The organism is Amycolatopsis sp. NPDC000009, from assembly GCF_055563465.1.
This window is the reverse complement of record NZ_JBVHDI010000001.1, coordinates 88,980-113,721: the sequence shown is the minus strand read 5'-3', so window position 1 is coordinate 113,721 and position 24,742 is coordinate 88,980. Positions and strand designations below refer to the sequence as shown.

Here is a 24,742-nt window from a genome sequence, read left to right as displayed (position 1 = left end):
GTACTACGCTCAGCGCGTTCGATCCACCGACGTCCCACGCGGTCAATTAGCCACGGCGCGTCGCAACACTTGGGGCAACAGCGCCGTCTTCCACAACGCCCCACTGATTCTGATACGCCTATGAGGCAACACTTCGGCACAACAAGCATGGAGGCGACCTTTGTCGCTCACAGGGTCCAATAAGGACAGTTGCCAACGGCGGCTTGCACCCCAGACGTAAATCACGGCGGACACGAACCCGGGTACAGGATCGAGTTCGCGCCCGCCGTGCCACCGAGGGACCCACGTGCATGGGCCCCGCTGACTGCATACTAACCACGATAGTACCCGCGAAGCAAACTTCTCAGCTGCCATCCATCGTCGAGGCCGGAACGCTCATTCAGCTCGGCGATCAGCCGGCCAGCTTCCGCGCGAAGCCGAGCCTCCTCGCCCAGGCCAGGGTCGCCGACGTCGCGTCGCCCCTGGCGCTCCGCTAGAAAGATCGCCCCGCGCTTGCGCGCCAGACGATCAACACGACGCCCCATAGAAGTACCTACACCACAGCCCTTCGCTGACGATGCAGTCATCCACTCTGCTGCATAGGAGGCGTGTCGGGCGACCCGTCCACGGCCATCCCAACACGATGTTCTGCCTCAGCAAGGCCGCCTCAGTGCCTGATTGGTCGACAACACAGGCCGGACCCCCGGATTACTTCCATCAATCTCGAGACAGGCGGTCCTGCGCGCGGAACAGGTAAGTATAGGCGCTGGCAGGGTCAGCTTGCCGGCGAAGGCCGAGCAGTGCACTGGCAGCACCGAGCGCGGCACCGATGGGATTGCCAGACACGAAGGTAACGGCACTTCCCGCGATTCCGAGCCCGAACGACGCCAGGGGTCGGCGCCAAGACTTCCGAGCGAGACGCCGGAGCTGGTCTGCCGTGTCGATAAGAGCTTCGCGGCGGTCGGCAAATGCCTGCTCGTGGTCTTTGTGATCAAGCGCTGCGAGGTTCCGAACGAAAGCACGGAGATCACGCGCATAAGCGCGATGCTCTGCGCCGTACTGCTGACGGAAATCAAGAACCTCATCGAGAGGTACCGGCGCAAGGTTGAGAGTGACCTGCTCAAGGTCGAGTGCGACGACATGCCCGGCGGTCGGCAACGCGGGCATATTCAACGTTTCCTGCAGTGCTTGGAGCTGGCGAGCGCGGCCGCTGACGGGCTGCAGTGCGTAGCCAGCTGCTTCAGCAGGGTTACGCAGGAGTTGCGGAAGCACGGTCAGCACGAGTGCTCGCACGGCAGGATGCAACGGAATGGACACATCGTCCGCGCTGTGACGGGCAAGACCGCGGTCGCGAAGTTGTTCCAGGACAATCTCGGCCAAGTCGGCATCAGCAGTGCCACCGAGCCGCGAGTACGACAGTTCTGCGAACGCGGTGTTTCGATCGAGATCATCGAACGCGCCCATCCTGATCATCCCGTCAAGGAGATCGGTGAGAGCTACCGCAGTTTCTTGATCAACTAACCGTTCCGGGCTGAGCCGGTGCAGCAGGCCCTGTTCAGCGAGCGGCAGGGCCAAAGTGGGGTCGGTAAACAGCGGACGTTCATACATGTAGTCGGGTACGAGCAGCGCGACCCCGTCGAAGAACAACAGCAGGCTCTTGATCCAATCGGTATGCTCAGGCCCCCAGCTGGCTTCGTGGAAGTAGGCCACGTCGCGCAACTTGGATTCAGCTGCAGCCGTTGACGATGCTTCGGCCAACTGACTCACCTCCTCGAGTTGGAATCTCAGTCGTCTTTTGTGCCACCGGCGTTACCGCCGAAGGGGCGGAAACTGCTCGGTCTGATGCGGCCGTGACATAGCGGCCTGCGTTTGGAGCAGTTCCTAGCCACCCGGCGATAGCGTTCTCATTGCGCAGACAGAGCACGTCGTCCCTCGGCCGCAATGGGGCCACGGCTTACCGACTCCGATGGTTCGGGGTAAACATACGAGCACAACCCGTTGCTCGGCCTTCCTGGCGCCGAGGGCTTGCTAGGGCAGTTCGATGAACGGTATTCCGACTGCGTCAAGTTTGCTTTGCATGTTGATGTCGCTGGTCGCGACGTAGAAAGCGGATCCCGGATGACCGGATTGCAAGAGCAAGACGGAGGCGACGAGGCGGTCGTCAGGCACGGTCAAATCTAGCCACGAGGGAAGTCGGTCATTGCGCGGTTCGATATGGTCGAAAACTGCCCACACATCACCTGCGACGCGGACGCCAGCACGAATGTTTCCGTTGGTTCGGAGTCCTTTGAGCCGCTTCTCGGCTCGCTTCGCCGCATCGCGTTGTTCCTGGGTTCTACCGCCTCGCTTGAGGTCGTCGATTTCGCCGAGCACGACCGGCAGCAGGTGGACCATGTATTTGCTGCCGAGCGTGGCAACGTGCACTGCCAGATCGGGGTCGTCGATGAGGGTGTTGGTGTCGACGGCAAGGCGAATGCTGTAGTCGTCGGACGGCAGGAGGTCGGCGAGCTCACGCAGGTCGGCGACAACCCGGTCGAGCTCGCGAACAGCCTCTTCGATGGTGGAGGGAACGCCGTGCGCTCCGTTTGGCCTGAACAGCCAGTCTTCCAAGAGCCGAAGACCGTTGTCCAGCCGCTCGCTGACGGAGGGAGTGGGATGAGGAAAGAGCAGTCGGTACCGCGGTCCCCAATCACGAACGAGCCCCAGTAGCGCCATCCGCTCAGTTTCATGGGACGTCGAGCTAGGCGCCCAACCCCACGGCGCGTAAACCACGCGTACCAGGCCGCTATTTCGACCGCGATTCGGGTTGATGTCAACGATTCGCGATGCGGAAAGGATGTCGGAGTACGCAGCATGAATGTTGGTCAGCTCGACTAGCAAGCGTTCCGTGTAGGTGTCTGGAACTCGCGGCTTCGTTTGTTTAGGCATGGTGCTCCTCTAGCACTGTGACGCTGCTTAGCGGGGTGCGTAGCCAGCACAGTCAAAAACGCAAGCCAAAGAGACCGCCGTCCTCCCCGTGATCAGTAAGACGTTCGGGAAGGACGAAGTCTTCGAGTACGCGCCCATCGGGTAGTTCGTTCGGCGTTTCGTCGCTGTTGAGAGTGACGATGTACTGAAACCCTTCGACCGCTGCATACTCGGCGCCAAGTTGGAGCGCTGACGCTCGTTGGCGCTCGTCGACGCCGTCAAACAGGTGGCTGTCGTGGACAAGGAAGCCAGGTCCGCGCTCCTTACGGGCCCAGAGAGTCGTCAAGTCGAGGTCGAAGCAGTACACCTGCATGTTGGTGATGCCCTTGCTGCGTCCTCTGGGGATGGACGCGCTCATCTCAGGACCGTTGTCGGTTGCCTTGACCACCAGCCGGCCATGTTGCTGATCGGCATAGAGGCGTTGTGACAGCCGCTCGAAGATCACAAATGCCGGACGCAGCACTTGTTGGCGTTCCGCAAGATCACGAGTCAGGGCAGCAGCAAGCTTCTGGCGTTCGAGCCGGAGCTCGCCCTGCTCTGATTCGATCGCGACGGCGTTGTCGTAGCGGTGGCGAAGCTGTTCGACGCGAACTTGGCGCTTGGCGACATCGCGCTGCAGTTCGAGCAGGGTTTCGGCTGCGCCTCCGCTTGCAAGCAGACGCAATCCGCCAGAGCGTTGTTCGGCAAGACGATCGCGCGCGGCTGTATTGGCGGCCAGTTCGGAGGTGATGCGGCGAATCTCGGCGTCTAGATACTGACGGCGGTTGGCGATGACGGAGTCGTGAAATGCCTCTACGTCCTCGTAAGCGGCCAGCGCGACGTCTGGGAGTTGGATCTCAGCAGCGGCGTACACCTCGGCGAGGCCCGTCGGTCGGGTCGTCTGGACGTCGTCGAGGTTGCTCTCAAGTTGAACGAGGTACTCACGGTCGGAGATGATCTGGTTGTTCAGAGAGCGGATCCGCTGACCAAGCCCGGTGACCTCAGCTTCGACAGCGGCATAGCTCGGGATGATCGTGAAATCGGCGACGGACTCGGTAAGCGTGTTGACTTCATCTTCGGCCACGGCGAGCTCACTGGCAAGCTCACCGGCGTTGCCGACGATCTCACCGAGTGCTCCACCCTGGGCAGCCTTCCGGAGGGTCTCCATCTGTCGTTCGCGTTCCCGGAGCCGTTGCCAAGCTCGAGCCAGCTCGACGTCCAGGCCGAGCAGAAACGACAGGTTGACCTGGACGTCCCAGGTCATCTGCTGGCTGAAGTGCTTCGTAGGGGTCTGAAACCCACCTGCGGACTGCCTCCGCAGGAAATAGCTGATGCATGACCGGAAGGACGGAGCCCAGTCGCCCTCTTCGCGCAGGCCGAAGACCTCCGCGGCGAGCCGGCGTTTCCACTGCTCGTTAGAGATCGTTTCCTCGTCCTGGACAGCCCCCTCACCGGTGTAGCTGGTGACGGTGACCTTGCCTGGTGTGGCTCCGTCACGCTGCACCCGAACCCGCTGGCCACCGAGATCGAAGAGCATGGCGAACCAGTGTTCATCCAAGGGTGGCTGTCGGAACATGCTGCTGGGGCCAGCCTTGGCGCCGAGCAAGTGATGCAGGATCTCGATGAGGCTGCTCTTCCCACTGCCATTGCGCGTGTCGGTCTGTGTGGACTTGTCGGTGCGGTCGGCGAGCACGACGTTCAGCCCCTGACCGAATCGCACGGTCTTGAACTTGGGCAGGCTGCTGGTGACTTCGTGGATCACTGTCCGCCTGCCTTGGCGATCAGGCCGTCACGCAACCGGATGGCGCCCAGGGCACGTAACAAGTCGAGAGCGAGGACGAACCAATCGAAGGTGATAGTGGAGTCCTGTCCTTCGCGCTCACGTCGGCGAGCCAAGGCTTCCCATGCAGCGCTGACAGTGCTGGGTTCGCCGAGATCGGCGAGGATCTGCCCGCCGAGGTAGAGCAGTGACCGCTCAGGGCGAACGCCTTTGGTCGGAGTGATCATGCCGCCGTTCCCGTCCAGTCGGCGGGCGGGTTGTCGAAGATGTCGCAGGACTCGAACAGGTAGGCCAGCAACGCGAGCGCGGTGGACGCCTCCCGCGAGCCTTCGGCGTTGGCCGCCACTCGTTCGTAGAGAGCGTCAAACGCGACATCGCCTGTCACGCCGCGGCGCTGCAGGTTGAGCCATTCGACGTTCATCAGCGTTCCAGCCCGGTCCCTCAGGGTGGGGTCCGGGTTGTTGTCGAAGTAGCCCTCGACCATGCGGGCTTGAGCGATGCCGGCAGCGATGAGGCGCCGGGGGTACTCCGAGAGCTGGTTATAGTCCAGCTTCCGGGGATCTACAACTGGTAGATCAGCAGAGTCGAGTACCCATGAAGTGCTATGCAGGGCCAACCCGGCGACGGCTTCGGCGATGTCGCCCCGATCGAGGGCACGCATCTCCTGCTCCCGCGGAGGGTGGCCGAAAACCCGCATCAGCTTGTCCTCGGCCAAGTCCTTGGACAACTCTCTCAGATAGGTAGGTGGCCACTGTTCGATGACCAGGTCGGGGTTCTCGGACTTGAGCCTCAGCAGCGTCTGAGTGACGTCGGCGGGTAGCCCTTCGTGCTGATTGTGCACGAAAGTCCACGCTCGCATCGAGCTCCATTGGGCCTTGGCACCAGCGAAGTCGTCATCGATCTTGCTCACCCACGAAGCCAACTTGACCACGGTCGGCGCATACACCTGGAACACCGTGTCGGTCGACTGCAGGTACCCGTCACACTTGCGATCCCCGACGTTCCCGGCTGGGCGGACCCTGATGAAGTCGACGCCGTGAACCGCTTCCATAACGTCGTTGAAGTGGTCTTGAAAGGCAGTGGCCTTGTGCTTGAGCAGCGCCAACTCGGCTTGCCACCGAAACCAGAGGAACGCAAGCCGGTCCACCTGACCACCCCTCCTCCCCGTCGAGGCCACCCTGCGTACAGCGAGAGCCCTATCGACGCGATTCTGCCAGGCCGGACGCCCCGAGCCGCTGAGACTCGACGTGACCGCATCGTCGACAAGATCGGACATGGTTCTTCTGCCGTTACGACCAGCTGCCGACAATCGCAAACGGATCGACATACCCGCTCACGACGGTGCCCTCAATCCTGCGAGCGACGGGTAGCAGCCCCACTCTTCACGGACTCTGCGCGTCAAGATCCGTGACCTCTCCGCACCGACGCCGAGGTCGCGTCGAAGGTTTTCTGCTGAGATCGGCCGCTGATGCACCGCGCGGTGCCGCGCATCGGCTTGCCTCGCTCGTTCCAGCAGATCAGGGTCGAGATTCCCCGCAGTCGTACTCGGCAGCTCCGGCGCTCCTACGAATGACTCAGCTCCAGGCACGGCGAGCTTCCGTCCGCCAGCTAGCGCCTGCAACAGGCCCGGCCCGACCTCAGACCAGCCGATCAGCAACAGTGGCCCAACCGCGTCGAACAACGCCTTGCCGACCTCGCCAGCGATGAGCGGCTCGGCCACGTTCAACGCCAGCGTCACTGCGCTCGCGAGAACCAACAGGCGCCGCGCCGAGCGCAACACCTCCGGAGCGGCTCCCTCAGCCGACAGCCGCCGGATCGCCACAAGCAGCGCCACGACCGTCAGGTCCACCGCGGGCGCTACCAAGGGAGCAACCCAGACCGGGACTCCGAGCCGAAGGGCGAGCGCGAAGACGTTGCCGAACCCGAACAGGAACGTCAACCCGACCACGATCCCCACCATCGTGCTCACCGCCGAAACCAACGGGTCACGCCGGTCGTCAGTCCTCACCACGCCAACCACCCCGCAGCGGGAGCTGGAGACAGAACACAGCACAGGCGAGCTCGAGCTGCCATCACCTGGCACCGTCCGACACGTCGGCGTTCAGACTCTCAACCTGTAGGCGCGCGACTGGCCGACCACCGTAGGCGCTTCGAGCCGGAGAATCCGTATCAGCCCCATCGAGCGAAAGCCGGTGCTCAACGACCAGCCGCCCCCTCAAGGAACCCCTGGTCGGAGCTGTTCCCATCTGCGACGTGCCCTGCCGGGGGCACGTCGCAGAGGAGAGCGGGATCGGAGGGGCCGGACAGGCCCCTCCGGCCCGGACCGGGTTCAACCCACGTCCAGAACGCATGGCCACACCTCTCCGGACCAGTGTGATCCCGCATACCCGCATGTCGCCACGGACGTCCTCAGGGTGAAATTCGGCCACGTCCGTGAAAAAGCACTAAACCGGGGCCGGGAACGGTTACTCGCCAACTTCGCACCGAGGGCCTCCTCCGCGCTACACGAGTGAACCCTGCGCTACCGCTCGACCTCGCACCGCTACCGGCCACGGCTCGCCGGGTCCAGGTGGTCGATCAACTAGGCGAGTTGGTCAGCGTAGCGTTTGACGAACTCGGGAGACTCCGGCTCGGCCCGCACCAGGCCTTCGATGACATGAGGCAGGCTCACAGGCACCATCGCGGCGGCCATCACGGTCAGGCACTCCGGATCGACCCAGTCCGGCAGCTTCCCCGAAGTCCGCAGCCGCTCGATCTGCTCCACGGCCCCACCCAGGCGCCTTGCTCTGGACACGTGGTCCGGGTCACTTTCCGGTCCGTCGTACTCCAAGCCGGACCACGCAGACAGACGCATGCCCGGAGAGCACTTCCAGGACGTAGCGGCGCACCTGCTCCGAAAGGGGCGTCCCCGGCGCCGTCAACTCGCTCTGCCGCCGACCCCACCCTCTCCGACATCGCCTGATACAGACCCTGTTCACCGTCGAAGTAGTACGAGATCAGCCGCTGATTGACGTCGGCGCGGGTCGCGATCGCCGCTATCCGGGAACCCACGTACCCGTGCGCGGCGAATTCCGCCATAGCCGCCTCCAAGGTCAACCGGCGCGACCATACCCGCGACCAACCGCCCCATTCGGGTGACCAACTTGAATGAGGCAGATCAGCAACGCCCCCAAGTGACAACATGCCCCGCGGACGCGGCTAGCTACAGCCGCGGCCGGCACGAAAAGCGGGCACACCGCTCCGACACCCCGCCACCCCGGCCTCGACGATCGAATAGAGCCTCTACGCACCACTGGCCGCACGGGCGCGAACTTACAATCGACCATCTGCAGCGATTCACACGGAATCCGAACCACACTCACGTCTCCACGATCCGAAACCCTCAAGCGTCACACCGGACCGAACGCAACCGACGCGAATTGCAGCATGACGACGTACGTGATAACAATGCGACCCGCCGACGAGTTCGCGGCATGCTCCAGATGAAGCCATCCGCCCAGGCTGACACGCACCGCCGACCAGGTGGAGGCAAAACGCTGTCGCACAACACAGGGACCACACAAGACGGATCAGCACAGACAGGACGGCCCACACTGCGGATTCGACCCCAGGAAAGCTTCGCTGCCGTGGAATTCATTGCGACCAGCGCGCGAACCGCGGTTTCAGCTCCGTAAGCGGCCCGCGAAACCGAGGCATGTTCGCCATTGATTTAGTTTCTTGACACAACGACGTCGGCGCCGATAAGATCCTTTCTCGGCACGATATGCATGGAATCTGAAAGACTCTGCCTTTATCGTGCCCGGGGGAGGATCTTCGGGTGGATTTGCAATGCAAGGTTCTAGGGTCGCTGGCAGTCAGGATAAACGGGCAAGATGTCACACCGAGCGCACCGAAAATGCGCAGGATTCTGACACTTTTACTGTTGCGGAGCAACACGCCCGTGAACATGGACGACCTGGTATTGGAACTGTGGGGAAACCAGCCTCCACCCAGCTCACGCACGACGGTGCACACCTATATCCATAAACTACGTTCGCTACTCTTCCCCGCTCACCTTGCGAGGTATGGTTTCGCCCTGCACACCAAACAGCAGAGTTATTTCCTCGAGATACCACCGCCCTGCCTCGATCTGCACCGGTTCGAATATCTGGTACGGCGGGGAGAGAGCGCGCTGGAGCGTGACGAACCACGGCTGGCCGCGGAATCGCTCCGAGAGGCTCTACGGCTGTGGCGAGAGCCCGAGATGAGTGCCATGGAGACCGGTGCGCTGCTTGCCGCGCATGTCACCGGCCTGGAAGAGAGCAGGCTCCGAGCTCTCGAACTCCGCATCGGAGCGGACCTGCAGCTTGGGCGGCATCGTGAACTCTTGAGCGAGCTGAAAGAGCTCGTGATCACGAATCCACGTAGCGAGGTGTTTCACGGTCACCTGATGCTGGCCCTGCACCGCTGCCACCGCCGCGACGAAGCTTTGCGCGTCTACCAGCGCTTCAGGCGCGAAATGGTCGAGGAAATGGGCCTCGAACCTTCGCAACTCCTGCAGGAGGCGCATCAGGCCGTCTTGGCGGGCGAGCCGGCGCCGAACGTCATCCCACGGAAAGCGCAGGTCGTCACCGCGGCCGAACGTCCCGCGCAGCTGCCGAGTGACAGCGCCGACTTCGTGGGCCGCGGCGACCTCGTCGAGGACTCGATCAGGTGGCTGACGTCGGCCGGCCTCGCGGACCTCGCACCGAGAGTGCTGTCGGTGCACGGTATGCCAGGAGTGGGTAAGACCGCCTTCTCGGTACGCGTCGCGCAACGGGTGCGAGCCCGGTTCGAGGGCGGACAGTTGTACGCCTGTCTCGGCGCGAGTGGCGACGAAGCCAGAGAGCCGGCGGACATCCTCGGCGGCTTCCTGCGGGCGGCGGGCTTTTCCGAACGGTTGCCCGGCGATCTGGAGGACAGAGCGGCGCTCTTCCGCACTTGGACGTCGACGAAGCGGGTCCTCGTCGTGCTCGACGACGTCCGTTCCGCCGGACAGATACAGCCGCTGCTTCCCGCTGGGCCGCGGTGCGCTGTCGTGCTGACCTCCCGGCGGGGGATCCACCCGGCGGTGGGATCACGTGTGGTCGGCCTCGACCCGCTCGAACCGGCCGAGAGTGCCGAACTCCTGTCCGCGATGGTCGGCAGGGAACGGATAGCAGGCGAGCGTGCTCGGGTGGACCGGATAGCCCAGTTGTGCGGCGGTCTGCCTTTGGCCTTGCGAGCGGTCGGCGCCCAGCTCAGTGCCGTGCCCGGCTGGCCGATCCGGACCGTGCTCCACCAGCTGGAACAGAGTGTTCGCAGGCTCGACGCGTTGTCCTTTCACGATCTGGACGTACGAGGACGGATCGCCGGCAGCTACCGCGACATGCCGAGACGAGCCCAGCTCGCGTTCCGGAAGTTCGCCACCGGGGGAACGGCCGCGTTGACCGAAGCCGAGGCGGCTTCCTCTCTCGGCTACGACCGGTCCGAGATCGGCAGGATTCTGCTCACCCTCGTCGATCACGGGCTCCTTCGAGTATCCGGAGAAACGAATTCGGCGGTGAACTACGAGTTCCATCCGCTGATTCGCTGCTACGCCCAAGAACTCGTCGAAGACGCCGCACGCCGCCGCCCATTGATCCGGAGGCACCGGACGCCGTTCTGTACGCACAGGCGCCGACGTCGGCCCGGCTGAACACCGGGCCGGCGTCGGTCGTTCAAGCCGGCAGGCAGAGTTCCTTTCGCGTGCCCAGTACGCGACCGACGGCCCGCACACTGGGAAGAAACCAGTACTGGGTATGACCGATCTGGTCGTCGAACGTGGCCACCTCGATCAGCCGCAGTTCGGCAAGATCCTCCAGCAGTGACTCGGCGCGCTGCTCGTCCACCTCCAACTCCCCGGCGGCCAAAGTCGCCGAAACACGGTCGGCGTCCATTTTGGTCAATCTGCGAAAGGCGTCTTGAGCATCCGGGCGAGCCACCGAATAGCTTCGTTCGACACTGTTCCACAGACCGAGGATGTCGGAACCGAGCGACGGTTCGCCGATCTCCATGCTCAGCCTGCCGACCGCTCTCCCGATCGCCCAGTGCTGACGAATCTGCAACAGCGCGGCGGCCGAATGCAGCGCCAACGGGAGTCCGTCGCACAGTTTGACCAGCTTTCGCGCCGCCTGTTCGTCCCTCGCGACCCGGTCGCTGCCGAGAACTCCGGTCAGGAGCTGAGTTCCTTCGGGCTCGGTGAGCGGCCGCAGTTCCACTGTCATACTCGTCGCCGCGACGAACAGGCGCCGACGACTGGTCACCAGAACCCCGCAGTCCGCGCTCGACGGCAGCAAGGGGAGCAACTGTTCGGCGCTGACCGCGTCGTCCAGCACGAGAAGCACCCGGTGTTCCGTGGTCCAGGTGCGGAACATCCTGCTGCGTTCATCCGTCGACGAGGGGATCCGCTCATCGGCCACCCCCACCGCCCGCAAAAGGCCTGCCAGCACCTCACCCGGCTCGACCGGGCTGCCGTCACCGTCGAGCAGCTTGGCGTAGAACTGTCCGTCCGGATATCTGTCCACGGCCTGATGCGCGACGTGGTTGCACAGCGCCGTCTTGCCGACGCCAGGAGGGCCTGCGATGACGACGACCGTTGCCACCCTGCCCCGTCCAGTGCACAACGCCTCCAGTGCCGCGGCGCTCTCGGCTCGTCTGCCGATGAGAACCGCGCCGTCCGGAGGCAGCTGCCGCGGAGGCCGCGACCGCCTGGTGAGGACCGTGCTCCCGCCTGGCGCCGGCAGAGACAGGCTTTGGTCCGCACTCAAGACCGCGAGCTGTAACCGTTGCAGCGACTCGGTGGGATCCAGGCCGAGCTCGGTCGCCAGCGCGTCCCTGGTGCGGTGGTAGACGTGCAGCGCCTCGGCCTGTCGGCCCGCCCGGTAGAGCGCCAGCATCAACTTCGCTTGGAAACCCTCGTGGGTCGGATACTGCGCCCCCAGCATGGTGAGCTCGCCGAGCAGTTCATTGTGCTTGCCCAGCTGGAGATCCACCTCGATACGCTGCTCGAGGACGCCTTTGCGGAGTTCTTCCAGACGTCGCGTTTCGGCGTCCAGGATCGGCCCCGTGCTGACGTCGGCCAACGCCGGGCCCCGCCACAGCCGCAAAGCTTCCGCGAGGGTCTCGGACGCGGTGGCGACCGCTCCCGATTCCAACTCGGCCCGGCTACGCTGCGCCAGTCGCTCGAACCGGTTCGAGTCGAGCGAATTCGACGGCAGCGTCAGGACATAACCGTTCGTCAGGGTGTGCAAAGCGGCGCCACCCACGTCGGCCGCACGGGCGGAACGCACCCCTTGAGCCGGTGAAAGCCCCAGCAGCTTCCGCAGTTGGTAGATGTAGGTCTGCAAGGTCGTGGCGGCGCTCGTCGTCGGCCTGTCCTCCCAGAGCTCGTCGATGATCTGATCGGTTCGGATGAGATTGTTGGCCTGCAGTGCGAGAAGACTGAACATTCGCCGAAGTTTCGGCGCGGACGGAGTGATCACCACTCCATCGCGAGACACTTCGAGCGGGCCCAGCAGATTGACCTCCATCGTCAGCACGCTCCCCCAGTTGTCGGTAACTCGACGGCCCGTACGCAATGTGCGGATATCGATTTCCTTCGGGCGCCCTTGTGAGTGCCACCAATCTATCCGGTGTGACGACTCCCGCCCTTGAAGTTCGGTGGTGGCTTACTACAGCGGATCCCATGCTGTTACCGGCTGACGAAGACGCGCTCCGCACCCAGGCCGGGCCCGGTCGCCGACCTGCTGACCAGCGCTTATCGACAGGCGACGTGGCCGATGGTCACTTCCCGCGGACGCCGCGATCCCTTGTTGCCGCCATTGGGGTCATCCGATCGATGTAGCCGGTTTCCCGCTCTTCAAGACTTTCTGTACGGAAGCGGTCGACCGACGGCCGATGCCGGCGCGCGAAGACGCTCCTAGCGTTGACGGCAAGAGATGTCGGAGGAGGGGGAACAGCCGTGTCGTCAGCCAGTACGCCGCGGGTAGCGGTTGTCGGTTCGGGGCCCGCGGGGGTGTTCACCGTGGAGGCCCTGCTGAAATCGGACCGCTGCGGGGCCTTCGACGTGTTCGACCGGTTGCCCGCTCCGTATGGCCTGGTCCGCTATGGCGTGGCACCGGACCATCCGAGGATCAAGTCGGTGAGCACCGTTCTGCGGAGGGTGCTGGAGAATCCCGCCGTCCGATTCTTCGGCAACGTGACGTTCGGCCTGGACATCGGCCTCGACGATCTCCTCACCCACTACGAGGCCGTGATCTTCGCGACCGGGGCACCCGGGCATCGCGAACTCGGAGTGCCCGGTGAGGACCTGCTCGGCAGCAGGGCCGCCGGCGAATTCGTCGCTTGGTACAACGGCCATCCGGACGCGCCCATGGATTTTCCTTTGCACGCCAGGCAAGTCGCCGTGCTCGGAGCGGGCAACGTCGCACTGGACGTGACCAGGCTCCTGGTCAAGGACCCCCGCGAGCTGGCGGGCACCGACGTACCGGATCACGTCCTCGACGGCTTGCGGTGCAGCAGTGTCACCGATGTGCACCTGGTGGCCAGGCGCGGGCCCGCCCAAGCCAAGTTCACCACCGTCGAACTCAGGGAACTCGGTCTGTTGCGCGGTGTCGACGTCCTGGTGCGGCCAGAGGATCTACGGTTGGACGATGCCGACGAACGAGCACTCGAAACCAACCGGCAGACGCGAGCCAACGTCGACCTTCTGCGAGAGTTCTCTCGACGCCCCGCGACCGGCGCCACCCGGCGGATCCATCTGAGGTTCTGGCGAAGCGCGGCCTCGATCGAGGGCGACGGCGCGGTGGGTGGACTGCGGTTGGCCGACACCCGCCAGGGCGGCGCCGGCGAGGTGCTTCCGGTCCAGAGTGTCCTCCGTGCCGTGGGCTATCGCGCGGATCCGTTGCCAGGGCTTCCTTTCGAGCGACGCACCGGGACGGTGCCCCATCGCAAGGGCCGGATCGTCGACGGTGGCGCACGGCCGGTGCCCGGCTGCTACGTGACGGGGTGGCTCAAGCGCGGCCCGACCGGGGTGATCGGGACCAACAAGGCGGACGCGGTGGAGACGGCGCGTTGTGTCGTCGAGGATCTCGCGGACGGCCGCCGTTCCCGGGCATCGGATCCGAACTCCGTGCCACGCCTGCTGAATCGCCGTGGCACGGAGTTCGTGAGCTGGTCCGACTGGCTGCGCCTGGATTCCTACGAGATCAGCCGGGGCCTGGCACAGGGCCGGGACCGCAGCAAGGTCTCGGATCTCGGCGCCATGCTGGCCATCGGAAAACGTGGTCAGTGAGAAATCCGGGGCACGTCTTCAATGTACGGCTCGGTCGAGCGATTCCAGCTGAGACCGGTCCGCCGAGCACGGCATGAGAATCAGTTCGGTACAGCCCGCGTCCGCATAGGCCGCCACGGCTTCGCGCAACCGTGCCGGATCGGTGAGCACACCCTTCGTGATCCGGTCGGTCGCTCTTTGCCCGAGAAACGCGTAGTACTCGCCGACATAGCGCCCTGCCACGTCGGCACTTCGAGGGCCGAGCGCGAAATAGGCCAGCGCCAGCAGCCGCGGCCGTTCCGCCCTTCCTTCGGCCGCCCAGCCGCGCCGGGCACGCTCGGCCAGCTCCCGGTACCCGCTGGCCGAACTGCCGCCGGAGATCCATCCCTGCCCGTACCTGGCCGCCCGCCGGATCGCGGTTTCGGTGTGGCCGCCGAAGATCAGTGGCGGGCTTCCCCGATACGGCGACGGGCCGATCCGGCCATCGGGCTCCGCACCTGACCAGATCGACGTCATTCGCTCCACCGCCGTGTCGAGCGTGCGGCCTCGTCGTGCGTAAGGCAAGCCCGCGGCGACGAAATCGTCCTCCCTGCCACCTGCGGCGAGACCGGCGACGAGCCTGCCCTCGCTGATCCTGTCGAGGGTGGCGAGCTGCTTCGCGAGAAGTGCCGGATTGCCTCGGTACGGCGCGAGCAGCACGGTCGCGGCGAGGCGGATCCGCCGGGTGACGGCGGCCGCTGCGGCCAGGACGATCAAGGATTCGCAGTTGCCGTACACGAGCCGGTCCAGCGTCGCCAACGAGCTGAACCCGGCCTGGTCGGCGTACCGGGCCCAGCTCAAGAGCTGTTCGCCCGCCACGCCGCACACCGCCGCGGGGAGGCCGACTCCGATCTCCACCCGGTCAACCCGCCTTGTGGCCGATCACGACGGTGTCGTTCTCACCGAGTGGAGCGGCCTCCGTCGCGCTGAAGCCGGCTTCGGTGAGCCAACTCTGGTATTCCGCGGGCGTGTACTCCGCTCCACCCGGCGTGGTCAGCATCATGTCGAGGCTGATGATCAGGTTGGTCAGATCGGTGCCCTGCTCGTCCACCATCCGGTCGTAGACGACGATCTTCCCGCCGGGGCGTACCGCGTCGAACGCCTTGCGCACCAGCGACCGGCATTCGTCCGGTGACCAGTCGTGCAGGACGTGGCCGATGACCACCACGTCGGCGGACGGGATCGGATCCGTGAAGAAGTCGCCGGGCTGGAACGTGACTCGCCCCTCGAGACCGAGCGCGCTCATGTGCTCGTCGAACGGCGACCGCATCTCCGGCAGGTCGAAAACGGTGCCCACCAGGTGCGGATGGGCCTTCACCAGGCCCCCGGAGAGATTGCCGCGCGCGCCGCCGACGTCCACCACGGTACGGTAGGCGGTCCAATCGACGGCCTTGGCCAGATCCGGCACGATCAGGCTGGTGAGCGCGTCCATCATGCCGAGAAAGCTGCGGAGCCGGTTCGGTTCCTTGATCATCTCCAGGTAGTCGGCCTCGGCGGTGGGCTTGCCGGTGCGCAACATCTCGCCGAACCGGCCCCACGCCGGGTAGAGCATGTGGTTCGCGCGTTCGAGGAAGCCGCCGACGTACCCGTCGTTGCTTCGCACCAGGTGGCGATCGGCCAGCGGGCTGTTGCGGTAGCGCCCGCCGTTGTTCTCGAGGAGACCCAGACCGGCGAGCACGTTGAAGAAATCGCGCGCTCCCCGCGGATGCAGGTCCAGCTTCACCCGGAGCTCTTCCGCAGTCAGCTCTCCGTCGCCGAGGACGGTGAACAAACTCAGTTCGAGCGCCGTCAGAAGACATTTGGCGGTGCAGAACGCGGTGCCGATCTCGAAAACGACACTCGGGCCCTGGTCTTCGATGCTCGGTGCGTGGGTGGTCATTACCGGTATTCCTCCTCGATTCGGGGGAGCGTGCCTTGCACATCGGCTTCGTGTGTCGCCAGGACGACGGCCGCGTCCTGGTCGCCGTCGCCCGCCGCGACGACGCCGGCATAGCGATGGGCGAGGGTGTCTGCCAGCGGGAGGGTGAGCCCCGCACCCTGTGCCTCGGTCAGCAGAAGCCGGACGTCCTTCTCCATCAGGCGGGCCCGGAACGCGGCAGGCTCGTAGCGTCCGGCGCGCATGAACTCGGCACGGAACGCCAAGACCGGCGATCGGACGCCGCTGCTCAGCACGGTGTCCAGCAGGGTCTCCCGGCCCAGCCCGGCGGCGGCGGCGAAGGTGACCGCTTCGGCCAAGGCGACCGTCTGCGCGCCGAGCAGGAGATTGAAGGCCAGCTTGAGCGCACTGGCCTGGCCTGACTGTCCAAGATGGACGAAGTTGTCCTGGCTCAACGTGTTCAGAACGTCGCGGACGGACTCGGCGTCGTCGCGATCTCCCGCGGTGAAGACCCGAAGCCTGCCGGACCGGGCCATTCGGGGATTGCCGACCACGCTTGCCTCCACCCGCCGCACCCCCATGTCCGCCAGCCGGCGCGCCGCGACGCGGGCGTACCCCGGCGATACCGCGGAGGTGTCGATCACGATCGTTCCCCGGCGCAGGCGGGGAAGCAGGCCTTCGAAAAGCACTTCGTCGACGGCGGCCTCGTCGCTCAGGCTGAGCAGGATCAGTTCGGCCCTCGCGACGGTTCCGATCGATTCGGCCAGGGTCGCTCCAGCGGCGACCAGGGGCGCCGCCTTCCCGGCCGTGCGGTTGTGGACCGTCACCGCGAACCCGCCTTCGAGCAACCGATGCGCCATCGCGGCGCCCATGTTGCCCAACCCGACGACGGCGATTTCCACCGGCTTCATGCCCGGATCCCCGGCCTGCTGATGAGCTTTGACATCGGTTGCCTCCGTCCGTCGATCCGGTCCGCCTCGGGTCGAAGGTTCGCGGCCCGCCCTCCAAACGCGCTGGTGCGCCGTTGAACCGCATGAGCTCGAACGTGCCCAGCGAGTTTCCATCCGCACTACAACGCCCGCGCGCACCGTGGGCCTTCGCCCGTCCGTCGCGGACCCCAGAGGAGAACGCCATGCCTGCCGATCCAGCCCCGTCTTTTCCGTTCCGGGCGGTCGATCCGGTACTCCCACCCGCCGAGTACCGGAAGCTCACGGCCGAGCGGCCGGTCTGTCAGGTGACACTGCCGACGGGTGACCTCGCCTGGCTGCTGCTCCGGCACGAAGACGTCCGAAACGTCCTCGCGGACGTCAGGTTCAGCCGCGAGGCGATCACCGCGCCCGGCGCGCCCCGGCTCCTGCCGATCGCCCGGGACTCACGTTCGATCTTCGTGATGGACCCGCCTGAGCACAGCAGGTTGCGCAAACTGGTTTCGAAGGCGTTCAGCCCCCGGCGGATCGAAGCACTGCGGCCGCGGATCGAGGAACTCGCGAACGGATTCCTGGACACGATGGCCGAGTCGGGACCACCGGGCGACCTGATCGCCGGTTTCGCCCAGCCGCTGCCGATCACGGTGATCTGCGAAATGCTGGGAGTACCGCTGGCCGACGTCGAGCAGTTCCGGGCGTGGACCGACATCATGCTGGGCTTCGCACCCGACCGTAAGGACGAGGTGCTGGCCGCCAAGGACAGCCTCTCGGCGTACCTGATCGAACTGATCAAGGACAAGCGGCGCCACCCGACCGAAGATCTGTTGATGGTGCTGATCTCCGCTCAGGACGGAGGAGACCGGCTCAGCGAGGAAGAACTGGTGGCGTTCGGCTACACGCTGCTCGGCGCCGGGTATCACGCCACGACAGCGAGCATCGTGCACGCCTTGCTGACCTTGCTGCGGAATCCGGCGCAGCTCGACGGCCTTCGCCGCGATCCCGGTCTGCTGCCCGGTGCGGTGGAGGAGTTGCTCCGGCTGTCCCAAGCGGGCGGCGGCATCGGCGCGTTGCGGATCGCGACGGAGAACGTGCGGATAGGCGATGTGGTGATCCGGGCGGGAGACGCCGTCCTGCCGTCGATCAACGCCGCGAACCGCGACGAGTCGGTGTTCCCGGAACCCGACGAGGTCAGACTCTCCCGCCCTCGGAATCCCCATGTCGCCTTCGGTTACGGCATCCACCACTGCCTCGGCGCGCAACTCGGCCGAACCGAACTGGAGGTCGCCCTCGGTTCGCTGCTGGCGCGGTTCCCGGATCTCCGCCTCGCCGTGGCGGAGGACGAACTCACCTGGAGCGTCGGGTTGGCGTTCAGCAGGCCGGACGAGCTCCCGCTCGCCTGGTGAAGTCCGCGACAGACGGTAAGGAGGGCACGAATGGATCTCGGGCTCGCAGGCAGGTCGGTGTTCATCACCGGCGGCAGCGGTGGTCTCGGCGGGCCGATGGCGCAGGCCTTCGCCACCGAAGGGGCGCACGTGGCGCTCACCTACCACCGCAACAAGAGTGCCGCGGCGAAGGTGGTCGAGGCCATGGAGCGCAGCGGCGGGCGGGCCTTGGCGCTGCCGTACGACCTCGGCGACGAACGATCGATCCGGGCGGCGGCCGACGCCGTGACCGCGGAATGGGGCGGCATCGACGTCCTGGTGGTCAACGCTTCGCCGGCGCGGGGACCTGACGAACGCCGGGGTCCTTTCGAGACGGTGCCCGTCGAAGCTTGGCGAACGCAGCTTCGCGAAGAGGTCGAGGGCGCGTTCCACACTGTCCAAGCGGTGTTGCCGGGGATGAAGGCGCGCGGCTGGGGCCGGATCGTGCTGATGTCGGCCAGTATCGTCAACCGCGGGATGCGCGGCGAGGAAGCGTATGTGGCGAGCAAGGCCGCATTGCACGGGCTGAACCGGACCCTCGCCACCGAACTGGCGGGGCACGGCATCCTCAGTAACGCCGTGGCACCGGGGCCCACCGTGACGGCCAACCTGATGCCGAAAGTGCCGCCGGAAATCCGGTCGACCTTGGCAGGCTTGAGTCCGGCCGAAATCCAGGCCGTACTCAACGAGCGCATCCCGCAGCTGCGGTTCGGTCTTCCCGAAGACGTGGCGAAAGTGGTGGTGTTCCTGGGATCCGACGCGAACCGCCATGTGACCGGCAGCGTGGTCAACGTCGCGGGTGGGCACTGACCTCGGATGCCGTGCGGCGCCTCACCGCCGCACGGCATCGGATGTCAGTCGCGGCCGGCGGCCAGCTTCTCCAGCACGCCCACCACGTCGGCGGGCGGAGGCCGCAACCGTGACTCGGCCGCCAGTGTCGCGGCCGCCCGGCTGAATCCCTCGTCCGCCAGCATTTCAGTGGCGGCCTCGCGGATCGACGCCGCGTCGGCGTCCTCCTCGGCGATGACCCGCCCGGAGCCGGTGGCCGCCAGCCGCCTGCCGTGCAGCTGGTGGTCGGGCAGCTGCGGGATCACCAGCTGGGGCACGCCATGGGTCATCGCGGTGAGGGTGGTACCCGCCCCGCCATGGTGCAGCACCAGATCACAGGACGGCAGCACCAGATCCAGCGGCACACCCGTCAGGGACCGCACGTCTTCCGGTAGACCGGTGACCAGCTCCGTGTGCTCCTCCGCGAGCGCGACGACGATCTCCCCGTCCAGGCCGGCCACGGCCTTCGCCACCCTCTCCGCGAGCATTCGCCGCGATTCGAGTTTGGCCATCGTCGTCCCCCACGTGACGCAGATCCTCGGCTTGTTTCCCTTGGCAGGCAGGAGATCAGGCACCGTTCCGGGGCCGTTGTACGGGACGTAGCGGATCTCCTGTGGGCGGTACCCGGTGGGGACCTGCAGCCGGGGCGGGCAGGGATCCACCGTCATCCTGCCGCGCACGTCCACCCCGGACAGCCCGAGCCGTCCGGCGAGGGGCTCGATCGCGTCCGGCAGGAAATCCGTCGCCCGCTCCAGAAGGTCGACGCCGTAGAGCACGCGCACCGCGGGCACCCCGATCGCGGCGGCCGCGAGCGGGCCCGCCCAGGTGGTCAGCTCGTAGACGATCACGTCCGGCCGCCATCGTCGAGCCTGCCCGATCAGGTCGTCCGCCATCGAATCGGCCAGCTCGACCAGCATGTCCAGCGCTCGCGGCCTCCCCTGCCGCGGACCGGCTGCCCGTCCCCCGGGCCGCAAGAGGTACTCCCGGACGAAACCCGGTACGTCGACGTCGTGTCCGACCGGAACCGCGTCCAGCCCCGCCTGCCGGATCACCGGTGTCAGGCCCGGCTGGCTCGCGACGCGTACCTGGTGCCCGGCCGCGCGGCACGCCCAGGCGAGCGGGACCATGGGAAAGAGATGGGACTGCCAAGCCCAGGTGCAGAACAGCATCCGCATGCGATCACGCCCCGACGGTCGCTTCGATCAGGCGAAGCGGGGTTCCCGTCTCCGTGGTCCCCCGGTAGCTCAGCCCGGCCCGCTCGAACAGCTCGGCGTACTCGTGCGTGGTCCGTTCTCTGCCGTCCATGACCAGCAGCATGTGCAGGTCCATCAGGGCGTCCCAGGGATTGGCGGGTGGATCGGAGATCAGTTGTTCCAGCAGGATGACCCGGGCACCCGGTCCGGCCACCTTCGCCACGTTGCCCAGCGCCTGTACGCACATGTCGTCCTCCCACATGTGCAGCACCTGCCGGAACAGATAGACGTCGGCCTTCGGCACCGTCACCAGGCAATCGCCCGCTTCGAGTTCGCACCGGTCCGCGAGCACACCGGTACTCAGCACCGGATCCGCGTGCTCGATGGTGTGCGCCCGGTCGAAGAGGATTCCGCGAAGTCCGGGGTTCTCCTCCAAGAGCGCCCGCAGCAGCGAACCGTGTCCACCGCCGACGTCGACGACCGTTCCCGTGCCGGAGAGCGCGAGTGCGCCGACCAGCGCGGGATGCAGGGCGACGGACTGGGCCGCGTATCCGCGCAAGGTGGCCGCGCCGGCCTCGTTGTCGTCCTCGGCGAAGTAGCTGAAGAGGTCCTTGCCGTAGGTGGCCCGGAAAGCGCATTCACCCGTGCGGACGCTCTCGTCGAGCTTCGCCCACATCTGCCAGCCCCAGTACGAGCCGGTCAGCATCACGTCTCCGACCCGCACCGGCGCGTCGGAGCGCATCGCCCGAGACGCCTCCGTGTGCTCGTAGCGCCCGGGTTCGAGCTGGCGATAGACGCCGTAGGCGGAAAGCGCGCGCATCAGCCTGGACAAGGCATCCGGATCGGCCTCGATCGCCTCCGCCAGCCGATCGACGTGCACCGGTTCGTCCCCGACGAAATCCGCTATCCGCAGTTTCGCCGCGGCCTGGACCACACCGCTCGCCCACATTCCCCAGGCCAGCTCCATCACCTTCTGGACGGCGGGTGGGCCGAGCACGGGGGCACCGTCGAAAGGGGTCGCCCGTACGGTCTTGAAGTCGGCATCACGCATGATCATCACCTCGGGATCGGTCGTACTTGGACGGCGGGAGCAGGAAACTCATCAAGAAACTGGCGAAGAACAACGCCACGCAGACCCAGAGGCCCGCTTCGATCGCTTGGCGGTGGTCACCCGTACCGGTGAGCGATCCGAAGAAGACCGTGCCGAGCACCGCGACACTGATCGCCGAACCCACCTGCAGTGCGGTGGTCATCAGGCCGGACGCCGCTCCGGCGTCCGGCAGGGGAACCCTGCTGAGCACGATGTTCACCAGGGTTGCGCTGACCATGGCCATACCCGCCCCGATGACGATCGCGCCCGGCACGAGCGCCCACGGGGTCAGGGCCCGTCCCTGGACGTGGATCGGATAGATCACGCCGAGCACCCCGGCGATCTTGATCAACGCCGCGATCGACACCACCCGTCTGCCCAGTCGCGGGGCCAGCCGGATGGACAACATCGATCCCGCGACGATGCCGAGGGACGACGGGAACAGCGTGAGCCCGGTCAGCCAGGGCGAATAGCCGAGACCTTCTTGCAGGTAAAGCGAAAACACGAAGGTATGGCCGGTACCCGCGAAGAAGACCAGCGCGAGCGGGAGACCCGCGCGTATACCGCGATGGCGGAATATCCGCGGGGGAATGAGCGGAGCGCCCTGTTCGCGTTCACGAAAACGCTGATGCCGCGAAAAGAGCGCGAAGATCGGTGGTGCGGCCGCGAAGCAGAGGAATGTCCATAGTGGCCACCCGAGCTCGTGCCCTTGCACCAGTGGATACATCACCGCCAGCAAGCCCGCGGTGGCGAGCAGGACACCGACCAGGTCCAGCTTCGGCGACGACTCGGCCCGGGATTCCGGCATCAGCCGGATCGCGCCGAGCAGGGCGGCCGCGCCGACCGGAAGATTGATCAGGAACACGGCGCGCCAGCCGAGGCCCGCGATGTCGGCCTGGATCAGCAGCCCCCCGAGCACCGGACCGGTCATCCCGCCCAGCGCCAGCGATATCCCGTACATCGCCAAGGCCCGCGGGCGTTCCGGCGGCGGGAACCCGACCTGGATGAAGCTGAGCACCTGCGGGATCATCATCGCCGCCGCGGCCCCCTGCAGGACTCTGAAAGCCACCAGGGTTTCCGGGTTCGGCGCCAGCCCGCACAACGCCGAGGTGAGCAGAAAGGCGCCCATACCGGCGAGCAAGGCCCGTTTCCGGCCGAAGATGTCCCCGACCCGGCCACCGGTGATCAGCAGGACGGCGAACGCCAGGGTGTAGCCGGCGGAGGCCCATTGCAGCGTCGCCGGGCTCGCTCCGAGGTCTTCCTCGAGAGCGGGCAGCGCGACCGTGACGATAGTCGCGTCGACCAGGTCCATGTAGCAGGCGAGCAAGGCTGGAACCAGGGCCGCCCAGCGCCGGGGGTGGTGGGTGGCAGGGGTGGTGCGGAGGTCCAAGGGAGTCATCGGCCGACTTTCCTGAGGCGTCAGCGTGCTGACCGATGCTCAGGGGACGGCCTGGGATCGTGCTGGAACCTCGGTGGACCACGCTCCCGCTCAGCTGACCAGGCCCGCGCGGTGGGCGAGGATCGCGGCCTGCACGCGGTTGGTCAGCTTCAATTTGCTCAGGATGCGGCTCACGTGTGTCTTCACGGTCGCTTCGCTCAGATACAGGCGGCTCGCGACGTCGGCGTTGGCGAGCCCTTCGGCCAAGGCGACCAGGACCTCACGTTCCTTGTCGGTCAGCACGTCCAGTTGCTCCAGCGCGGTGGCCTGGCGGGACGGTTCCCGTTCGGTGAAGGTGTGCAGGAGACGGCGGGTGATGCTCGGCGCGAGCATGGCGTCGCCGGCGGCCACCGCCCGGATCGCGGTGATCATGTCGTCGCCCGCGGAGTCCTTGAGCAGAAAGCCGACGGCCCCGTTGCGGAGCGCCGTCTGTACGTACTCGTCCAAGTCGAACGTGGTCAGGACGATGACCCTCGGTGGCCGTGGCAGGGATTGCAGGCGCGCTGTCGCGGCCAACCCGTCCGACTCCGGCATCCGGATGTCGACCAGGGCGACGTCCGGCTGGTGTCGTTCCGCCTCCACGACGGCGGAGATCCCGTCGGGCGCCTCGGCCACCACCGACATGTCGCCTGCCGCCTCCAGGATGGTGCGCAGCATGGACCGCACCATCCATTCGTCGTCCACCACCATCACCCGGATCATGAACCGGATCCCGTCGACGGCAGCGGGAGGACCGCTTCGACCTCGAACCCGCCGTTGAAGGTCGCCCCGCAGCTGAGCGTGCCACCGATCAGCCTGACCCGTTCCTGCAGGCCGATGATCCCGAAACCGCCGCTGGGCAAGGCGTCCGGTGCGCGGTGCGCCACCGGCCGTTGGTTGGTGATGGTCAGCCGGAACTCCTCCGGGCCGTACATCATGCGGATGCGGGTATCGGCGTTCTTCGCATGCTTGTGCACGTTGGTCAGCGCCTCCTGGGCGACACGGTAACTTGCCTGCTCGACGATGGAGGGAAGGGGACGGACCTCACCGAGGGTCTCCACCTCGACCCGGACACCCGCCGCCCTGGACTGGGCGGCCAACCCGTCGATGTCCTCGATCCGGGGCTGGGGAGACAGGGGCGCGTCCCCGACCCGCAACACCTCGAGAACCTGCCGGAGTTCGCTGAGCGCGTCCCTGCCGATGGAGCGGATCTTCTTGGTCAGCTGCAGCCTTTCCTTGTCCCCCGAGACCTCGGCGGTCGCGGCGTGCAACACGATCAGGCTGACCCGGTGCGCGACCACGTCGTGCATGTCACGGGCGATGCGGGTCCGTTCCTCGGCACGAGCCTGCTCGGCGAGCAGATCGCGCTCACGCTCCAGCCGGGAGGCGCGTTCGAGCAGATTGCTCACCAGTCTGCGGTGGGTGAAACTCCAGAGACCGAGCAACGTCGGTGCGAGGCAGAGCGCCGTACTGATCGGAACGCTCGCATCGAAGCCGCCGAGGCGCCAGAACGGAAACCCCACCGTCACCAGCGCGATCGCCGCGGCGACGGCCATCAGCCGCCGTGAAGTCTCGAAAGCCGCCAGAGCGTACAGGCCGAATACCACCCCGACGATGGCCGAGAGCATCGTCCAGCTCACCAGGCTCACCAACACCAGGAGCAACGGCCTGCGCCTGCGCACCATCGCCGCGGGCGCCGTCAGCAGGGCGAGCAGGATCGCGGCGATGAGCCGGTCGTCGCTGCCGAGCAAGGGGAAACCGAAGTCGGGGGCGAACTGCTGTGGCCCCGACCAGAGGAAGGTGCCGATCACACACACCAGCGCCACCGCGGAATCGATGATCACGTGACGGCGTCCCGATGGTTTCCACGCCCACCACCGTGGGGTGGAGCTCGGCGAGGTCATTCTTCGAGTCTAGAGGAATGATCAAGTGGAGCC

General features: G+C 66.1%; 21 protein-coding genes. 4 read left to right on the top strand and 17 right to left on the bottom strand.

Going from position 1 to position 24,742, the window contains the following annotated elements; translation table 11 throughout:
- Positions 1 to 696: 696 nt before the first annotated feature.
- From ACZ3HL_RS00585 to ACZ3HL_RS00550, 8 genes are all read right to left on the bottom strand, one after another.
- Positions 697 to 1,737 (bottom strand): hypothetical protein, encoded by a 1,041-nt coding sequence (locus ACZ3HL_RS00585; RefSeq protein WP_465527782.1) that lies wholly within the window; start codon positions 1,735 to 1,737, stop codon positions 697 to 699.
- Positions 1,738 to 2,007: 270 nt separating this feature from the next.
- Complete coding sequence (locus ACZ3HL_RS00580) at positions 2,008 to 2,907, bottom strand: PIN domain-containing protein (RefSeq protein WP_465527780.1); 900 nt, start codon at positions 2,905 to 2,907, stop codon at positions 2,008 to 2,010.
- A 52-nt stretch (positions 2,908 to 2,959) separates the two neighbouring features.
- Positions 2,960 to 4,687 carry a DUF2326 domain-containing protein gene (locus ACZ3HL_RS00575; protein WP_465527778.1) on the bottom strand — a complete coding sequence of 576 codons (1,728 nt, stop codon included), beginning with the start codon at positions 4,685 to 4,687 and terminating at the stop codon, positions 2,960 to 2,962.
- Entirely contained in the window at positions 4,684 to 4,932 is a 249-nt protein-coding gene (locus ACZ3HL_RS00570) for an ABC-three component system middle component 6 (RefSeq protein WP_465527776.1), read from the bottom strand. Before ACZ3HL_RS00570 ends, ACZ3HL_RS00575 begins: the two co-directional genes overlap by 4 nt.
- Entirely contained in the window at positions 4,929 to 5,852 is a 924-nt protein-coding gene (locus ACZ3HL_RS00565) for an ABC-three component system protein (protein WP_465527774.1), read from the bottom strand. Before ACZ3HL_RS00565 ends, ACZ3HL_RS00570 begins: the two co-directional genes overlap by 4 nt.
- A 186-nt stretch (positions 5,853 to 6,038) precedes the next feature.
- Positions 6,039 to 6,665: a hypothetical protein gene (locus ACZ3HL_RS00560; RefSeq protein WP_465529061.1), complete on the bottom strand. Its 627-nt coding sequence runs from the start codon at positions 6,663 to 6,665 to the stop codon at positions 6,039 to 6,041.
- 621 nt (positions 6,666 to 7,286) lie between these two features.
- Complete coding sequence (locus ACZ3HL_RS00555) at positions 7,287 to 7,469, bottom strand: hypothetical protein (RefSeq protein ID WP_465416712.1); 183 nt, start codon at positions 7,467 to 7,469, stop codon at positions 7,287 to 7,289.
- A complete protein-coding gene (locus ACZ3HL_RS00550; RefSeq protein ID WP_465527772.1) occupies positions 7,403 to 7,783 on the bottom strand; it encodes a TetR/AcrR family transcriptional regulator in 381 nt (126 codons plus the stop codon). Before ACZ3HL_RS00550 ends, ACZ3HL_RS00555 begins: the two co-directional genes overlap by 67 nt.
- Before the next feature lie 817 nt (positions 7,784 to 8,600).
- Between ACZ3HL_RS00550 and ACZ3HL_RS00545 the strand changes: the two genes are divergently transcribed.
- Positions 8,601 to 10,400, top strand: coding sequence for an AfsR/SARP family transcriptional regulator (locus ACZ3HL_RS00545; RefSeq protein WP_465527770.1), 1,800 nt, complete (start codon positions 8,601 to 8,603; stop codon positions 10,398 to 10,400).
- Positions 10,401 to 10,422: 22 nt separating this feature from the next.
- Here the strand turns inward: ACZ3HL_RS00545 and ACZ3HL_RS00540 are convergent, their stop codons facing one another.
- A complete protein-coding gene (locus tag ACZ3HL_RS00540; protein ID WP_465416570.1) occupies positions 10,423 to 12,273 on the bottom strand; it encodes an AfsR/SARP family transcriptional regulator in 1,851 nt (616 codons plus the stop codon).
- Positions 12,274 to 12,767: 494 nt separating this feature from the next.
- On the opposite strand from ACZ3HL_RS00540, the gene ACZ3HL_RS00535 reads away from it, so the two are divergent.
- Positions 12,768 to 14,036: a ferredoxin--NADP reductase domain-containing protein gene (locus ACZ3HL_RS00535; RefSeq protein ID WP_465416572.1), complete on the top strand. Its 1,269-nt coding sequence runs from the start codon at positions 12,768 to 12,770 to the stop codon at positions 14,034 to 14,036.
- A gap of 18 nt (positions 14,037 to 14,054) precedes the next feature.
- On the opposite strand, the gene ACZ3HL_RS00530 is transcribed toward ACZ3HL_RS00535, so the two are convergent.
- From ACZ3HL_RS00530 to ACZ3HL_RS00520, 3 genes are read right to left on the bottom strand one after another with little or no spacing between them, the layout of a single operon-like run.
- Positions 14,055 to 14,912 carry an LLM class flavin-dependent oxidoreductase gene (locus ACZ3HL_RS00530; RefSeq protein WP_465527768.1) on the bottom strand — a complete coding sequence of 286 codons (858 nt, stop codon included), beginning with the start codon at positions 14,910 to 14,912 and terminating at the stop codon, positions 14,055 to 14,057.
- 4 nt (positions 14,913 to 14,916) lie between these two features.
- Positions 14,917 to 15,933, bottom strand: coding sequence for a methyltransferase (locus ACZ3HL_RS00525; RefSeq protein WP_465527766.1), 1,017 nt, complete (start codon positions 15,931 to 15,933; stop codon positions 14,917 to 14,919).
- Positions 15,933 to 16,841, bottom strand: a complete 909-nt coding sequence (locus ACZ3HL_RS00520; RefSeq protein ID WP_465527764.1) for an NAD(P)-dependent oxidoreductase — start codon at positions 16,839 to 16,841, stop codon at positions 15,933 to 15,935. Before ACZ3HL_RS00520 ends, ACZ3HL_RS00525 begins: the two co-directional genes overlap by 1 nt.
- Before the next feature lie 221 nt (positions 16,842 to 17,062).
- Here ACZ3HL_RS00520 and ACZ3HL_RS00515 point away from each other — a divergent pair, with 221 nt between their 5' ends.
- Together ACZ3HL_RS00515 and ACZ3HL_RS00510 are read left to right on the top strand one after the other, a co-directional pair.
- Positions 17,063 to 18,259 carry a cytochrome P450 gene (locus ACZ3HL_RS00515; RefSeq protein WP_465527762.1) on the top strand — a complete coding sequence of 399 codons (1,197 nt, stop codon included), beginning with the start codon at positions 17,063 to 17,065 and terminating at the stop codon, positions 18,257 to 18,259.
- Between the two features lie 30 nt (positions 18,260 to 18,289).
- Complete coding sequence (locus tag ACZ3HL_RS00510) at positions 18,290 to 19,087, top strand: SDR family NAD(P)-dependent oxidoreductase (RefSeq protein ID WP_465527760.1); 798 nt, start codon at positions 18,290 to 18,292, stop codon at positions 19,085 to 19,087.
- Between the two features lie 44 nt (positions 19,088 to 19,131).
- Here ACZ3HL_RS00510 and ACZ3HL_RS00505 read toward each other — a convergent pair whose 3' ends face one another.
- The 5 genes from ACZ3HL_RS00505 to ACZ3HL_RS00485 all read right to left on the bottom strand — a co-directional run bounded on the left by ACZ3HL_RS00505 (position 19,132) and on the right by ACZ3HL_RS00485 (position 24,709).
- Complete coding sequence (locus ACZ3HL_RS00505) at positions 19,132 to 20,280, bottom strand: nucleotide disphospho-sugar-binding domain-containing protein (protein ID WP_465527758.1); 1,149 nt, start codon at positions 20,278 to 20,280, stop codon at positions 19,132 to 19,134.
- Between the two features lie 4 nt (positions 20,281 to 20,284).
- Positions 20,285 to 21,349, bottom strand: coding sequence for a methyltransferase (locus ACZ3HL_RS00500; protein ID WP_465527756.1), 1,065 nt, complete (start codon positions 21,347 to 21,349; stop codon positions 20,285 to 20,287).
- Positions 21,342 to 22,787 (bottom strand): MFS transporter, encoded by a 1,446-nt coding sequence (locus tag ACZ3HL_RS00495; RefSeq protein ID WP_465527754.1) that lies wholly within the window; start codon positions 22,785 to 22,787, stop codon positions 21,342 to 21,344. The genes ACZ3HL_RS00500 and ACZ3HL_RS00495 overlap by 8 nt, the downstream gene beginning before the upstream one ends.
- A gap of 90 nt (positions 22,788 to 22,877) precedes the next feature.
- Entirely contained in the window at positions 22,878 to 23,528 is a 651-nt protein-coding gene (locus ACZ3HL_RS00490) for a response regulator (RefSeq protein WP_465416591.1), read from the bottom strand.
- Complete coding sequence (locus tag ACZ3HL_RS00485; RefSeq protein ID WP_465416593.1) at positions 23,525 to 24,709, bottom strand: sensor histidine kinase; 1,185 nt, start codon at positions 24,707 to 24,709, stop codon at positions 23,525 to 23,527. The genes ACZ3HL_RS00490 and ACZ3HL_RS00485 overlap by 4 nt, the downstream gene beginning before the upstream one ends.
- Positions 24,710 to 24,742 lie beyond the last annotated feature (33 nt).